This window comes from Ruegeria sp. YKSE079 (assembly GCF_059612845.1).
On the sequence record NZ_JBXWRJ010000015.1, the window covers coordinates 81609 to 96440 of the forward strand.

A 14832-nucleotide genomic window follows, 5' to 3' on the forward strand; every position below is an offset into this window, starting at 1 on the left:
CAGGTGTTCCGCAGATCATTGGACCATTGTCTGGCCTCTCACATTCCGGTTTCATCCGGCTTGTCTGCGGCTGGATGAGACGCGCACCAAACGCGCGCGGCTCAATGTGCAGATTCGGCAATCGTTCAGGCTGCCCAACCCCACTTGTAGTGGTGGTGTTCAAAGGCGACATGCATGTCGGTTCCGACAAGGCCGTCCTTCATATGGCGGTAGAGTGCCCGCCAGTAAGGTTGAATGGTGACGCCTTCTTCCTGGATGATGGCTGCGGCTCGCGCCGCGACTTCGCGGCGCTTGTCCGCATCGGCAATTGCCAACGCCTCTGCCAGGACCGCATCGAAGTCAGCGTTGGCCCAACCGAATTCGTTCCATGCCTCACCAGACTTATACGCAAGCGCCCAGATCTGGACGCCCAGAGGGCGGTGGTTCCAGTTGGTCGAGCTGTATGCGTACTTGGTCCAGTCGTTCCAGAAGGTATTACCCGGCAAAACAGTCCGCTTGACGTTGATACCCGCGTCGCGCAATTGAGCTGCGACCGCATCTGTGGTGTTCCGGCGCCAGTCGTCGTCGATCGAGATCAGCTCGTGCTCGAAATCGGCCATGCCGGCTTCTTCCATCAGCGCGCGTGCACCTTCAGGATCATGTTTTTGCGGCGGAAGCTCGGGATATTCAGGATGGATCGGGCCCACATGGTGGTTTTCCGCTGTCGTACCACGGCCACCATACCCGAGTTCCAGGCAGACTGAATTATCGACAGCCATTTGCAGGGCCTGACGAACGCGCTTGTCCGCATAGGGTTTCTTACCGTCGACCTCAGCCAACTGGTTCGGGCGGATCACGATCGAACTCATGGTGATCACTTCGGATTTCACATATCCCAGACCATCCATCACGTCGATGAATTCGCCGACCGATTCATACAGCATGTCGACTTCGTCGGATTCCAGCGCGGCCAGCCAAGCCGATGGATCGGTGCCGTAGTCGATGTATTCGATCCGGTCGAGCGCCGGGCGCCCAAAGACTTCTTCACCCCACCAGGTGTGGTTTTCGTTGCGGACCAGTACCCCTTTGACGCCGACTTCAAGTTCGCTCATCAGGTAGGGGCCGGTGCCGACGTTGTTCAGCAGGTCGGTTTCACTGAAAGACGGGTGGACGATTGCCGCAGGATAATCCGACATGCCAGCGATCAACGAAATGTCGGATGCAGGCAGGTTCAGTTTTACGGTGTGGGCGTCCACCACTTCGATGCCGCCTTCGATCGCCTTGCCGGTGTCGTTGTCGACCAGCGTCGCAAAGCGGCCCGCCATCGAATTGGTTTCCGAACTCTTGTCACACCAGCGGTCTACATTGAATGCGACGTGTTCTGCGGTAAAGTCCTCGCCGTTGTTCCACTTGACGCCCGGGCGCACCTTGAGGGTGTAAACGGTGGCGTCTTCGTTGATTTCCCAGCCTTCCAGCAGCATGCCGCGGAATGTCCCGTCCGAGTTATACTCGACCAGATATTCCAATGTGCCGCGGCTATAGTTGCCGATCTGTGACCAGTCATAGGTGCGCGGGTCTTTCAGTGCGCGGACTTCGGTCTGAACGCGGATAGTGCCGCCTTCTTTTTTGGCATCCTCACCTGCAGCCAAAGCCGGGGCGGGCAGGCCGATCATACCATAGGCGGCGGCGGCGGTAACACCAAGGCCGGTGGCGCGTGTCAGAAACTCGCGGCGGCTAAGCTTGCCATCGCGATATTCCTGAGCATGCATCTTGGCGGCCCAGTGTACCGGTGCTCCAGTCATTGTTTCTTTTGTCATGAATGTCTCCCTGTGACGTTTATTCCATGGCGGAGGGTTTCGGGATATCAGCGCGACCGACGAGTTTCAGCCGCCAAAATCGTTTCCGTCATGTGGAACCTTCGCATCCCCATGGCCGTATTCGGCAACAGAAATGCCGCGAGGTCAATGATAGGAATCGTCATCAATGGGACAAAAACGACATTGTAAAAAGAAATGTCGTTTTTTGGCGGGGGGTTACCACATGGGCTTGAGCACTGGGTTCGCTTTGGTTTTCTGGGCTGGTTTCGACCCGTCTTAGTGATACGCACAGATCCCGGGATGCAACGAAAAAGATCAGAGTTTCGGCAAGATTCAGCGGCCTGCGGACTCAATGAGCCGAATCAACACGATACCAGTTATTCATACGTGCCCTGAACCATGTGCGCTGACGTTTGGCAAACTGGCGCGTCGATATTCCTGCTTTTTCCCGCGCTTGATCAAGCGTCAGTGCTCCGGTCAGGTATGCCATCAATTCCGGTACGCCGATGGCCTTACAGGAAGGGAGCACAGGATTGTAACGATCCTGCATGGCCCGAACTTCATCAAGCGCGCCCTGATCCAGCATCTGGTCAAATCGTCGGAAGATACGATTTTGCAGCCAGGTTTTGTTGACATCAAAAACGATTGGAACGCATTCGCTGAGGGGCAAAACCGGGTCAGGAGTTTCGCTTTGCCAGTCCGCCAGCGAACGGCCCGTGGCCTGCAAAACTTCCCAAGCGCGTTGTACACGCATGCGGTTTTGTCTGTCGATTCGGTTGGCGGTCGTTGTGTCGAGGTCAGCCAGAAGCTGGATCAGACTCATTGCGTCCGCAATATCACGTATCTCGGGCGGAGTGGCCGGGATATCGACCAATCCTTCGGTCAACGCCAGAAAATAGAGCCCCGTCCCCCCAACGATAATCGGGCGTGCGCCGTTCGAAAGCAGGGGGGTCACCTCACGCAACCAGTGGCCGGCGGAATAGGAGACGTCATAAGGCACATGACCATAAAGTCGATGTTGGGCTTGCGCCTCTTCTGCGGCTGTAGGACGGGCAGTGATGACGCGCCAGCAATCATAAACCTGGCTTGCATCAGCATTGACGATCACGCCGCCGTGGCGTTTTGCGATTTCTAGCGCAAGGGCCGATTTTCCTGACGCGGTCGGACCCGCGATGAGAACCGGTTTGTCATCGGGAATCGCAGGCAGGTTTTCGAACAATTTTGCCGCAAAAGCCGCCACCATTTGTTGTACGCCTCATTCCTTGTGATGTTGCATTGAACCTGATCGGCTTTTGCTTCATTTTGCGCCGGAAATAAACCGGTGCCGCAGCGGAGCGCAACATGACCTCTTCCAACATCCAAGCAACTACCCCGCAAACGCAGACCAAGTTCAAGCGGGTCATGCTCAAGATTTCGGGGGAGGCGCTGATGGGGGACCAGGGATTCGGCCTGCATCCACCGACGGTTCAACGAATTGCCGAGGAAGTGAAATCAGTGCACGATCTGGGTGTCGAAATCTGCATGGTGATCGGCGGCGGTAATATCTTTCGCGGCCTCAGCGGCTCGGCGCAGGGGATGGAGCGAACGACGGCGGATTACATGGGCATGCTGGCCACCGTCATGAATGCGCTGGCCATGCAATCTGCACTGGAAGGGCTGGGTGTGTTCACTCGGGTCATTTCGGCCATTCCGATGGATCAGGTCTGTGAACCTTATATCCGCCGTCGCGCGGTACGCCACCTGGAGAAAAAGCGGGTTTGCATCTTTGCTGCCGGAACTGGAAACCCCTACTTCACCACAGATACCGCCGCAACGCTGCGTGCGAGCGAGATGAGTTGCGAAGCCATTTTCAAAGGTACCAAGGTTGACGGAGTCTACGACAAGGACCCAGCCAAGTTTGACGATGCCAAGCGCTACGACACCGTGAGTTATGACGATGTGCTGGCTAAGCGATTGGGAGTAATGGACGCATCGGCCATTGCGCTAGCTCGGGACAACAGTTTGCCGATCATCGTCTTTTCGCTGGACGAACCTGGTGGGTTCCGGGGTATTCTGGCGGGTGAGGGGACCTATACCCGGGTTCAGGGCTGATCTGCACCAATCAGCAAGCTGTGAGCCGGGATAGTATTGGTTTTGGTTCATTTTGTTGCATGACTGCCCGCGAAAAACTTGGCGATGGCCGCCACAATCTTCCATTGGGAACTGCACACGTGGGCGATCAATGCGGTTGTTGCGCTGGCATTAGTTTTTTAGCTTCTTAGCTTAAATCACTGGCTGCCGCTGACAACGCGTTCGGTGTTTTATCCGTTGTTCGGAGAGGCGACCTGGGGTCCGCTGGGACACATCGTCGACGTACTGGCGGTATTCGCGACCATTTTCGGCCTTGGATCAGGTGGTGTCGGGAACCGGACAGGCACTAGAATGATGCGGCTTTGGAGCTGAAAAAGTTCAAGATGTTCGAAGCTTTCCCGCTAACCGGGTTTTTGTCCTTCGCGGGTATCATTTTGGTGGTCATCTTCTTTGCCACCTCGTCTGACTCGGGTTCATAGGTGATCGACACGTTCACAGCGGGCGAGACCGACGCGCCAACTACACAACGGGTTTTCTGGTGTATTCTAGAAGGGGTAATCGCTGTTGTTCTGCTGTTGGACGGCGGATTGGGGGCATTGGAAGCGGTCGCTATTGCGACTCGCTTTCCGCTTGCCATCGTTTTGGTTTTGATGTGCCTGTCCATCCTCATCGGTTTGATCCGAGAAAAGCACGAACTTTGATCATTCGTTGATATCCTCTGAAAGCTCCGGCAATTCGCCGGGGCTTTTGCGGCTTGGGCGCTTGACCTGCATCGATGTTACGGGCTAGCTATCACCGTCTTTCGGACCACGAATTTTGTCCGAAAGACTGCTAGTGTTCCCTCAACTCAAACATAGGGGCCACAGCTCGGCTGGAAGACCTGCCATGTTGTCGGAGTTGTCCGAAATCATGTGCGGGCAAATCTGCGAGACGTGGAACATGATTGAGGAGAACATTTGCAATGAGCACTCTGGATATCGAATTCGTCAGAGCCCAGTTTCCCGCATTTTCCGAACCGAGCCTTGAGGGGCAGGCGTTCTTCGAAAATGCAGGCGGGTCTTATACATGTAAACCTGTGATCGACCGGTTGACGCGGTATTACACTCAACGCAAGGTCCAGCCCTATGGTCCATACGAGGCAAGCCGCCTTGCCGGGGCTGAAATGGACGAGGCCCGGACGCGGATGGCGGCTCTGTTGGGGGTTGAGACTGATGAGCTGAGCTTTGGCCCGTCGACTACGCAAAACACCTATGTGCTGGCGCAGGCGTTCCGTCAGTGGATGAATCCAGGTGATGCGATTGTGGTAACAAACCAAGATCATGAGGCCAACTCAGGCCCGTGGCGGCGGCTTGCGGATGATGGCATCGAGATCAGGGAATGGCGGATCGATCCGGATTCGGGATCGCTCGCCCTTGAGGACCTGGAAAGGCTTCTGGATTCAAAAGTTCGTTTGGTGTGCTTTCCGCATTGTTCGAACGTGGTGGGTGAGATCAATCCTGTGGCCGATATCACCGCGGTTTGCCACGCCGCCGGGGCTTACGTATGCGTCGATGGCGTTTCCTATGCGCCTCACGGTTTTGCCAATATCGGAGAGCTTGGCCCCGACATCTATCTGTTCTCGGCTTACAAGACCTATGGGCCGCATCAAGGTTGCATGGTGATCCGTCGAAGGCTGGGCGAGTTACTGCCCAACCAGGCGCATTTTTTCAACGCCGACGTTCTGTACAAACGGTTTACTCCGGCAGGGCCGGATCATGCGCAGATTGCAGCCAGCGCTGGCATGGCAGATTATGTCGATCTGCTGTGCGATCATCACGGAGGCCCTACCTCGAACGCGGCTGACCGGGGGGCGTATGTTCATGACCTGATGCGGGCTCACGAGATTGCGTTGTTGCAGCCGCTTTTGGATGCAGTAAAAAATCGAAATGCAGTTCGCCTGATCGGGCCCGACGCGGCGGAGCGGCGAGCGCCAACCGTCGCAATAGCACTGAACAGTTCGGTACACGCGGCAGCTGAAGGGCTTGCCAAGCTCAACATAATGGCAGGTAGTGGTGATTTTTACGCGGTCCGCCCGCTTCAGGCAATGAACATTGATCCGGATACTGGTGTCTTAAGGCTAAGCTTCACGCACTATACGTCTAAGAACGAAATCGACCGGTTGCTGGAAGCTTTGGATCGCGTTTTGTGATGGCGTTCCGCTGCCGCGCGTTTCGGCAAATCGTAAGATATGAAGCGCGCACGGATCAGCTTTCAGCTCCACTGCCACCGCGCGAAAACTTCCTGCTGATTCAGTCGTTCTGTTGGCTATTAGAAGGATAAATCCACACTCATCCACTCTCCGTTTGAGGTTAAAAAAAGTAGAAAAGACAAATCTTGCCAGAAATCCAATCTCCTTCTAGCCTGTTAGCACTTCGCAGCGGGGAGAGCGGATGGTCCTGACATCGACTGAAGGGCAGGAGAACCTGCCGCGATACTTCACTCAAGTCATGAAAATGCTGGATGGCATGAAAGCCGGCCGGTTGGACATTGGATTGCCAGATGGGCGCGTGTTTCGGGCCGAAGGAACGAAACCGGGGCCAGTTGCCCGGATCGACATTCATCATCCAGATGTGTTTGCGCGACTGATACGCGAGGGCGATCTTGGATTTTCGGACGCCTATCTTGATGAAGAATGGAGCACGCCTGATCTGAGATCATTCATGGATCTGGTCAATCTCGACAATGAAACTGTTTATGACGGGTTTCCCGGTCATTTCCTGGCGCGGGCCTATGAGCAATTTCGGTTCTGGCTGCAACGCAATCACAAGCAGCAGGCGAGAAAGAACATCTCGTACCATTATGATCTGGGCAATGATTTCTACAGCCTCTGGCTTGATGAAACGATGACGTATTCCAGTGCGATTTTCGAAACCGGGCAGGAAAGTCTGGAAACAGCACAGACGGCCAAATACGCCAGTTTGGTCGACGAAATGGGGGCCAAACCTGGAGATCATATTCTGGAAATTGGCTGTGGATGGGGGGGGTTCGCTGAATACGCAGCCAAGGAGCGGGGGTTGCGTGTGACGGGACTGACAATTAGTGAAGAGCAGTTCAGCTATGCATCGGAACGTATTGATAATGCAGGACTTTCCGATCTCGTTGATTTTAAGATGCAGGATTATCGTGACGAGAAAGGTTCGTATGACGGTATTGCATCAATCGAAATGTTCGAGGCGGTAGGGCAAAAGTACTGGCCGGTTTATTTCAATGCGTTGCGCGATTGTCTGAAACCCGGAGGATCGGCCACGTTGCAGATCATAACCGTCGCGGACAAACGTTGGGAAATTTATAGGAACAGCATCGATTTCATTCAGAAATACATTTTTCCCGGTGGAATGTTGCCCGCCCCTGCCGTCCTTCGCCAACAAATTGACGGGGCGGGGTTGTGTTTTGTGCGGTCAAAGGAATTCGGCAAAAGCTATGATTTGACCCTTCGCCGCTGGTACGAGACCTTCAATGACAGGTGGGATCAGATTTCCGCCATGGGGTTTGATGAGCGTTTTCGCCGCATGTGGAATTTTTATCTCACCTCCTGCGGCGCAGCCTTTGACACCGGCATTTGCGATGTGACACAGATCACAGTTGCCAGACCGAACTAAAGCCGGATACCGCTCATGCCCACAGCTTCTCGTCTTGTCGCAGCCCTTTGTCTGGCCGTGCTCGCATTTGTCGTGTCCGGGCAGATCATTGATCAAGCTCCAGAAGGCACTAATTTCGGAAAATTCACCTACGTGAATATTGGCTTGGGGATCATTTGTGGTTGGGTCATCATGGGTCGGCGCGCGGGCCGGGGCGCCACCTGGGCTATCAACAATGGCCTGACAGGAATGGCCGCGCTGGTGTTCTGGGGACTGTTCGTTCAGGGAACCAACGAAATGTTCAGGCTTGCCATGCGGCACCGTTTTGACGGCCCGTTCGAAGCTGTATTAGCGATCTTTACACTAGGAGTCGAATTCGGGCAGCAGTTGCTCGTGCCGCATATCATCTGGACGTTACTGATTGGCGGTGTATTGTCTGGAGTGCTTACTGAGGCGGCCTGGAAACGCTGGCGGTAAACGCGGTCATAACCACTGAAAGCTCGAATCTGTGACTGAACTGTTTTTTTACGGAACGCTTCGCTTTGCGCCATTGCTGGAACGTGTGCTGGGGCGGGACTTGGCAACCATTGATTTAACACCTGCGTCACTGGGAGGTCACGCGGTATACGAAGTAAAAGACCAAGTCTTTCCCGTCATTATTGAGGAGCCAGAGGCACAGGCTGAGGGAGTGTTGGTTCGGGGGTTGTCAGAAGAAGACATTCAGCGCCTGGTTTTCTACGAGGGCGGCTTTGCCTATGATCTGGAATCCCGCAATTTGCGGCTACCCAACGGCTCGCAGCAGAATGCCCAGATCTTTTTTCCTGAACCAGGTCGCTGGTCGCGTGGAAATCGTTGGTCGTTGCAGCAATGGGTGGATCAATGGGGAGAAATGACCTTATATGCGGCAGAGGAGGTGATGGCCTATTTTGGTCGTGCAACCTCCGAGGAGATCGACAGGAATTTTGGTGCAATCCGAATGCGGGCCTGGGCGCAAGTGGCCGCGAAGAAACGACGCACGGGTGATCTGCGGGATGTCAGTCGGGATGTAGTTCTGCATCGACGGAACTACCCGTATTTCGAGTATTTTGGCATGCAAGAGGTTCTGCTTCAGCACCGGCAGCACGATGGCACCTTGGGACCGGTAATCAGTCGAAACTCCCTGATGACAGGGCAGGCTGCGGTTGTTTTGCCTTACGACCCGATCCGGGATACGGTGCTGCTAATCGAGCAATTCCGTGCACCTGTCTACATGATTGGCGATCCGGAACCCTGGGTATGGGAGCCCGTTGCGGGCATGATTGACCCTGGAGAGACGCCCGTGGAAACTGCACTCCGCGAGGCGCTGGAGGAGGCTCACATCGCTTTGGATCGTCTCGAATATGCGGGGGGCGCCTATTCCTCAACCGGATCGTCAACCGAGTACGCACATTTGTTTGTAGGATTAACCGACCTGACAAAGACCGCAGACAATGGTGGTCTGGCCTCGGAAGGTGAGGATATCAGAAGCCGCATTCTTTCATTTAAGGAACTAATCGAAATGGTCGATAGCCACCGAGTTAAGAATTTGCAGCTTTTGACATTGGCGCATTGGTTGTTTCGAAACCGAGAGAGATTGCGTGAAGTGAATTAGCAGAGGTCATTTCAGACCGCTTGAGATTGCGCGGGGGCAACGCTACATCTGTTCTCCAAACTGACCGAAAGAGGGACCTATGCGCATTGCACGCGACCTGGCGGATGCCGTCGGAAAAACACCATTGATCCGGCTGCGCCGCGTCAGCGAGGAAACGGGCTGCGAAGTTCTCGGCAAGGCCGAGTTCATGAACCCCGGTCAGTCGGTCAAGGACCGCGCCGCATTGTTCATCATACGTGATGCCATCGCGCGCGGAGATCTGAAACCCGGTGGCACGATCGTCGAGGGAACGGCGGGCAATACTGGCATCGGGCTGGCTTTGGTCGGAGCGTCGATGGGATTCAGGACAGTGATTGTTATTCCCGAGACCCAGTCGGAAGAAAAAAAGGATATGTTGCGACTGGCCGGCGCGCAGTTGGTGCAGGTGCCCGCCGCACCCTATCGCAACCCCAACAACTTTGTGCACTATTCCAGGCGTCTAGCAGAGGAGCTTAACAAAACTGAACCCAATGGTGCGATCTGGGCCAACCAGTTCGACAACCTAGCCAACCGTCAGGCGCATGTGGAAACAACGGGCCCTGAAATATGGGAGCAAACCGACGGCAAGGTTGACGGATTCATCTGTGCCGTGGGATCGGGTGGAACGCTGGCCGGCGTGGCAGAGGCGTTGCAACCAAAGGGCGTCAAGATCGGTCTTGCAGATCCGATGGGTGCTGCACTCTACAGTTATTATACCACCGGCGAATTGGCGATGGAGGGGGGGTCCATCGCCGAAGGTATCGGCCAGGTTCGGATCACGCGGAATCTCGAAGGGTTCAAACCCGATTTTACCTATCAGGTGCCGGATGCCGAGGCGTTGCCATACATCTTCGATCTGTTGCGCGAAGAGGGGCTGGTGATGGGTGGGTCGACAGCGATCAACATCGCGGGTGCTGTCCGCATGGCAAAAGACATGGGGCCGGGCAATACGATTGTGACCGTTTTGTGCGACTATGGAACCCGCTATCAATCGAAACTGTTCAATCCGGAATTCTTGCGTGAAAAGGAGTTGCCGGTTCCTGATTGGATGACTGAAGCGCCCCGCAGTATTCCGGGTGTGTTTGAGGACGTATGATGTCCTGGCTAGGCCGGAATCTGTTCGGGGCAATTGCAATTCTGGCGTTTGGCTTGTTCAGTCTGGCCGAAGCGCAGCTGTCGGAAACTCAGTCCGAATACTATCGTGGGTGGGTCAAGACGGCGGATCGTGCGGAAGGCGTTGTTAAGGCCGACCGGGCTTCGAACGCAGCGATGGAAAACCTGCGGACTGAAATCAGTACTTACCGGGATGCGTTCAATAAGGCCCGCAGCGCCAATACAGACCGGATTCATACACTTGAAAGCCAGATCAAAGCTCTTGGTCCGAAACCCGAAGACGGGTCTGAAGAACCACCAGATATTGCGCGGTTGCGCACCCACTTGGAAAATCAACTAGACAAGTTACGTGTTCCGAGGATCATTTCAGAAGAGGCTTACAATCGCGCAAACGGGCTAATCAACGAGATTGACCGCATTATTCGCGAGAGACAAACCAAAGAACTGCTGTCTCGCGGCCCGTCGCCGTTAAATCCGAAATACTGGCCGAGTGCCTGGGCCGATATCAGCAAGGCGTCGCATGCTCTGGTCAACGAAATCCTTACCAATATCAGGACCGATGTCGCGCGTGAACGGTTTCAGGAGCGCGCGCCGGCCATTGTAATTCTTGTTCTCATCGCGTTTGTTCTTTTATGGCGCGGTAAACGGTGGGTCGAAAGGTTTGGTGCCTATCTGCGCTCTCTCGGCGGAAGCGGCTCAGGTGTTTGGACGTTTGTAGTATCGCTTTTTCGTATCTTTTTGCCATGGGCGGGTGTTTTGTGTTTGACCACAGCTGTGTCATTGAGTGGAATCATGGGGCTGCGTGGCACACTTTTACTTGAAAAAGTTCCATACTGGGCAGCAGCAATCCTCTATTTCGACTGGATCGGACGCCAAATTTTCCTGATGGGATCGTCCAATCATTTCCAAAGACTTTCAGCGGCGCAGATTAGCGAACTTCGGGTGCATATTGGGCTTCTGGCCGTTTTGCTGGTTCTGCATGATCTAGTGAATCTCTTCGAACAGATCGAAAACATTTCTGATGCCACACGCGCTGTCGCCGGTTTTCCAGCCATTGTGGCGACCTCTCTGGTTTTGTTGCGGATGCGGCAGATTCGCCAGAGCGAAGTACTCGACAATGACGAGGGTGTAAAAACATCGGTACGCGCCGCTGGCTTCAGCCAATTGATAGAAACCTTGCGTCGCGGTCTGTTCCTGCTTGGTATTGCCTCACCAATTCTAGCGGCCTTGGGCTATTCCAATGCCGCTGAAGGGATCGTGTTTCCTGCGGTAAAGACATTAGCTTTGATCGCGGCATTCGTTATTCTTCAACGCTTTATGGGAAGCGTATACGGGTGGATAAGCGGGCAAGGCGATTCTGCGAAGGATTCGCTCTTTACAGTGCTAATAGGGTTTTTCCTGTCGATCATGGCGCTTCCGATCCTTGCGCTGTACTGGGGTGCCCGCGAAGCCGATCTGCGAGAACTTTGGTCTCGCATGCTGTTGGGATTGGACATCGGTGGTATCACGATCTCACCCAAAAACTTCCTGACATTCATCGCTATATTCGCAATCGGGTTCGGTCTGACACGACTGCTGCAGGGCGGGTTGCGGAACTCCCTTCTGCCCAAAACCAAGATTGATCCGGGAGGCCAGAACGCCATTGTCGCCGGAACGGGGTATGTCGGAATCTTTCTGGCCGCCCTGGTGGCGATTACTGTTGCGGGTTTCGATCTGTCCAATCTGGCAATTGTTGCCGGTGCGTTGTCCGTTGGTATTGGCTTCGGGCTTCAGACGATTGTCTCGAATTTTGTTTCTGGCATCATTCTTCTGGTCGAACGCCCTATTTCCAAAGGCGACTGGATCGATGTCAATGGAATGATGGGGTATGTGCGTGACATCTCCGTTCGCTCAACGCGGATTGAAACTTTTGATCGTTCCGATGTGATAGTCCCGAATTCGGATCTGATCAGTGGAGTTGTCACAAACTATACGCGTGGAAACACAGTTGGGCGCGTCATCGTTCCGGTTGGCGTTGCCTACGGGACAGATACTCGCAAAGTTGAAAAAATTCTTGGCGAAATCGCCAATGCGCACCCAATGGTTCTGGCCAACCCTGCACCCAGCGTCGTGTTTCAGAGGTTCGGTGCGGACTCGCTGGATTTCGAAATTCGCGCGATTTTGCGTGACGTGAATTGGATGTTGTCGGTGAAATCCGACATGAATCACGAAATAAACCGGCGCTTTGCGGAAGAAGGCATCGAAATCCCGTTTGCGCAGCGCGATGTCTGGCTGCGCAATCCGGAAGTCTTGCAACACCGGGATAGCCCTTCGCCTGATCCCACCAGGGACGAAACTGAACCGGCCAAGGGGACGGCCCAGACCAAACCAGCTCAAATGACAGAGGTCGACATGGAGGCGGGGGAGGGTGATGAACACTGAACTCTTATTCCGCCAGGACGCCTATATGCGTCGGGCCACTGCTCACGTAACTGGTTTGACCGAGACAGGAGGAATTATACTTGATCGAAGTCTGTTCTATGCAACGGGCGGTGGTCAACCAGGAGATGCGGGGCGTCTGATCTGGGGCGCTGAATCTGCAGATATCCGAACAACTGTCAAAGGCGAGGGTGACAGTATCGTTTTGGTGCCGACGGACGTCAGCCCATTACCGCCGGTTGGGGCTGAGATCCGGCAGGAATTGGACTGGGAACGACGTTTTGGCCACATGCGGGTTCACACCGCACTACATCTTTTGTCTGTAGTGATTCCTCTGGATGTGTCCGGAGGGGCGATCGCGGCCCAAAAGGGGCGACTGGATTTCGATATGCCGGAGGCGCCGCAGAACAAGGAAGCGCTCGAATGTATGTTGCAGTCGCTGATCGACAGAGATCTGCCAGTAACCGAGGATTGGATCACGGATCAGGAACTGGATGCCAATCCTGGTTTGGTCAAAACGATGTCCGTTTCTCCCCCCAGAGGAGCCGGGAAGATCAGACTGGTTAGAATCGGTCAGGGAGACCAGCAGATCGATCTGCAGCCCTGTGGTGGCACCCATGTGGCTCGAACTGCCGAAATCGGGCGTATCAGGCTGGGAAAGATAGAGAAAAAAGGCAAACGAAACCGGCGTGTCTACTTGCATCTTGATGAATAAACACTGGAATCTACCCTTGCAAATTCCAATCCAATCGTCCAAATAACCCCGGCATGGAGAGGTGGCCGAGTGGTCGAAGGCGCACGCCTGGAAAGTGTGTAGGCGGGAAACCGTCTCCAGGGTTCGAATCCCTGTCTCTCCGCCACCCAGACCCCGAACAATTATCTGTTTGCCTGCGCGCTTTCCAAGCCTCTGAAACGGCGTGGTATTTGCCGCCGTTTCCTGTTCTTCTTGAGTTTATGCGCCGGTTCTCCGGGCTGTTTTGGGGCGTGTTTGCGCGCCGGTCTTTGCTGCCGGGAGGCCGGGTGAGTTTGGTCAGGAACAGGGAAATTCTGCTTTTTTGAGGCTAGTAACAGGTCGAAACCGAGGATTGGCGGCTGCCGCCTTGGAAACTATCGTGTGATTACATGGGCTTGCGATGGATAAAATCCACTTTCCTGTTAAAGCGCAATAACAGGTGATTTAGTGGCGATAACAGGTGAATTAGTGGCAATAACAGGTGAATTAGTGGCAATAACAGGTGGTTTCAGGTCCATGCCGGGTGCATGTGGTTGTCCATTGTCAGGGTGCGGAATGCGCTTCGGGTGCCAGCGGGGAGCCAAACAGGTGGTGCTGATCGGTCCAGGCATGTGGGATGCCGTGCTTCATAAGCCGGGCGAGGGTCATTTCTTTTGACTGCCGGCCCTCGAGAATTGCCTTTTGCAGATCAGGGGCAAGAAAAGCCAGACGGTTGAGGCGGCGGCGATGTGGTGTGGGCGGGGCAGCCTCGAGGATCGGTGCTCCAGATATATCCCGGTCCAGCATTGCATCGGCATCCCGCAGGGCGCGGATCAGGGTTGGATCGGGGCGGGGTGCGTTGCGGCTGCCAGCCTCGATCTCGGTTTGTGCGGTGTGGCTGGACGAAGTCGTGATCATGATCCGTGGCAAGAAGCACTGGTTGTGGCATGCGATCGCCGCCAATGGCGACGTGCTCGACATTCTCGTGCAAACTCGCCGAAATGCCAAAGCTGCAAAGCGCTTCTTCAGAGGGCCGGTTGCCAAATTCGGCGAACCCAGGGTCGTTATCCCGCTCTCGTGACATTGCATTCGCAATGCACTGCCGGGCGATGGACAAACTGCGCAGCTATGTCAAACCGATCAAAACACTGGCACCGGACGCTGACCATCGCACCCACAAAGGTCTCAACAACGCGATCGAAGTCTCGCACTGAGCAACCCGCAAAAGAGAGAAGCTATTCGGCAAGTTCAAGTTTCACCTGCAGGCTCAGAGATTTCTGTCCGCGCATGACCAAATCAACCTGATCTTCCGTCCCCGCCGATATCAACTCAACGCAAACTCATACCGCCACGCTCGTTCCGACGCCTTCAACCTCTGGAACGATTGCACTGCGGAAATGACAGCCTGAACCTGCCTTCGCCAATACCTTACATGCTTAGGTCAATAACTTGGCAATA

General features: G+C 54.7%; 13 protein-coding genes, 1 tRNA gene and 1 pseudogene. 12 read left to right on the forward strand and 3 right to left on the reverse strand.

Going from position 1 to position 14832, the window contains the following annotated elements:
- Nucleotides 1-125: 125 nt before the first annotated feature.
- Nucleotides 126-1796, reverse strand: coding sequence for an ABC transporter substrate-binding protein (locus tag AC2FMY_RS14835; RefSeq protein WP_480750559.1), 1671 nt, complete (start codon nt 1794-1796; stop codon nt 126-128).
- A 349-nt stretch (nt 1797-2145) separates the two neighbouring features.
- The gene (gene miaA, locus AC2FMY_RS14840; protein WP_496746549.1) at nt 2146-3039 is read right to left on the reverse strand and encodes a tRNA (adenosine(37)-N6)-dimethylallyltransferase MiaA; all 894 of its coding nucleotides are present in this window, start codon (nt 3037-3039) and stop codon (nt 2146-2148) included.
- A 98-nt stretch (nt 3040-3137) separates the two neighbouring features.
- On the opposite strand from miaA, the gene pyrH reads away from it, so the two are divergent.
- The 11 genes from pyrH to AC2FMY_RS14895 all read left to right on the forward strand — a co-directional run bounded on the left by pyrH (nt 3138) and on the right by AC2FMY_RS14895 (nt 13522).
- Entirely contained in the window at nt 3138-3887 is a 750-nt protein-coding gene (pyrH, locus tag AC2FMY_RS14845) for a UMP kinase (RefSeq protein ID WP_480750561.1), read from the forward strand.
- Between the two features lie 204 nt (nt 3888-4091).
- Nucleotides 4092-4238 carry a BCCT family transporter gene (locus tag AC2FMY_RS14850; RefSeq protein ID WP_496746551.1) on the forward strand — a complete coding sequence of 49 codons (147 nt, stop codon included), beginning with the start codon at nt 4092-4094 and terminating at the stop codon, nt 4236-4238.
- Nucleotides 4239-4345: 107 nt separating this feature from the next.
- Nucleotides 4346-4567, forward strand: a complete 222-nt coding sequence (locus AC2FMY_RS14855; protein WP_496746553.1) for a BCCT family transporter — start codon at nt 4346-4348, stop codon at nt 4565-4567.
- Nucleotides 4568-4827: 260 nt separating this feature from the next.
- Entirely contained in the window at nt 4828-6054 is a 1227-nt protein-coding gene (locus AC2FMY_RS14860; protein ID WP_496746555.1) for an aminotransferase class V-fold PLP-dependent enzyme, read from the forward strand.
- A 241-nt stretch (nt 6055-6295) separates the two neighbouring features.
- Nucleotides 6296-7504 (forward strand): class I SAM-dependent methyltransferase, encoded by a 1209-nt coding sequence (locus AC2FMY_RS14865; RefSeq protein WP_480750563.1) that lies wholly within the window; start codon nt 6296-6298, stop codon nt 7502-7504.
- 15 nt (nt 7505-7519) lie between these two features.
- Complete coding sequence (locus tag AC2FMY_RS14870; RefSeq protein WP_496746557.1) at nt 7520-7960, forward strand: TrgA family protein; 441 nt, start codon at nt 7520-7522, stop codon at nt 7958-7960.
- Between the two features lie 31 nt (nt 7961-7991).
- Entirely contained in the window at nt 7992-9113 is a 1122-nt protein-coding gene (locus AC2FMY_RS14875; RefSeq protein ID WP_496746558.1) for an NUDIX domain-containing protein, read from the forward strand.
- A 79-nt stretch (nt 9114-9192) separates the two neighbouring features.
- Nucleotides 9193-10227 carry a cysteine synthase A gene (locus tag AC2FMY_RS14880; RefSeq protein ID WP_480750566.1) on the forward strand — a complete coding sequence of 345 codons (1035 nt, stop codon included), beginning with the start codon at nt 9193-9195 and terminating at the stop codon, nt 10225-10227.
- Nucleotides 10227-12665, forward strand: coding sequence for a DUF3772 domain-containing protein (locus AC2FMY_RS14885; RefSeq protein WP_496746560.1), 2439 nt, complete (start codon nt 10227-10229; stop codon nt 12663-12665). The genes AC2FMY_RS14880 and AC2FMY_RS14885 overlap by 1 nt, the downstream gene beginning before the upstream one ends.
- Nucleotides 12655-13377: an alanyl-tRNA editing protein gene (locus tag AC2FMY_RS14890; RefSeq protein ID WP_496746562.1), complete on the forward strand. Its 723-nt coding sequence runs from the start codon at nt 12655-12657 to the stop codon at nt 13375-13377. The genes AC2FMY_RS14885 and AC2FMY_RS14890 overlap by 11 nt, the downstream gene beginning before the upstream one ends.
- 55 nt (nt 13378-13432) lie before the next feature.
- Nucleotides 13433-13522 (forward strand) — tRNA-Ser (locus tag AC2FMY_RS14895).
- A gap of 416 nt (nt 13523-13938) precedes the next feature.
- Here AC2FMY_RS14895 and AC2FMY_RS14900 read toward each other — a convergent pair.
- Nucleotides 13939-14292, reverse strand: a complete 354-nt coding sequence (locus AC2FMY_RS14900) for a hypothetical protein (protein WP_496746564.1) — start codon at nt 14290-14292, stop codon at nt 13939-13941.
- On the opposite strand from AC2FMY_RS14900, the pseudogene AC2FMY_RS14905 reads away from it, so the two are divergent.
- Nucleotides 14273-14783, forward strand: a pseudogene (locus AC2FMY_RS14905) (IS6 family transposase); the annotation flags it as partial. The gene AC2FMY_RS14900 and the pseudogene AC2FMY_RS14905 overlap by 20 nt on opposite strands.
- Nucleotides 14784-14832 lie beyond the last annotated feature (49 nt).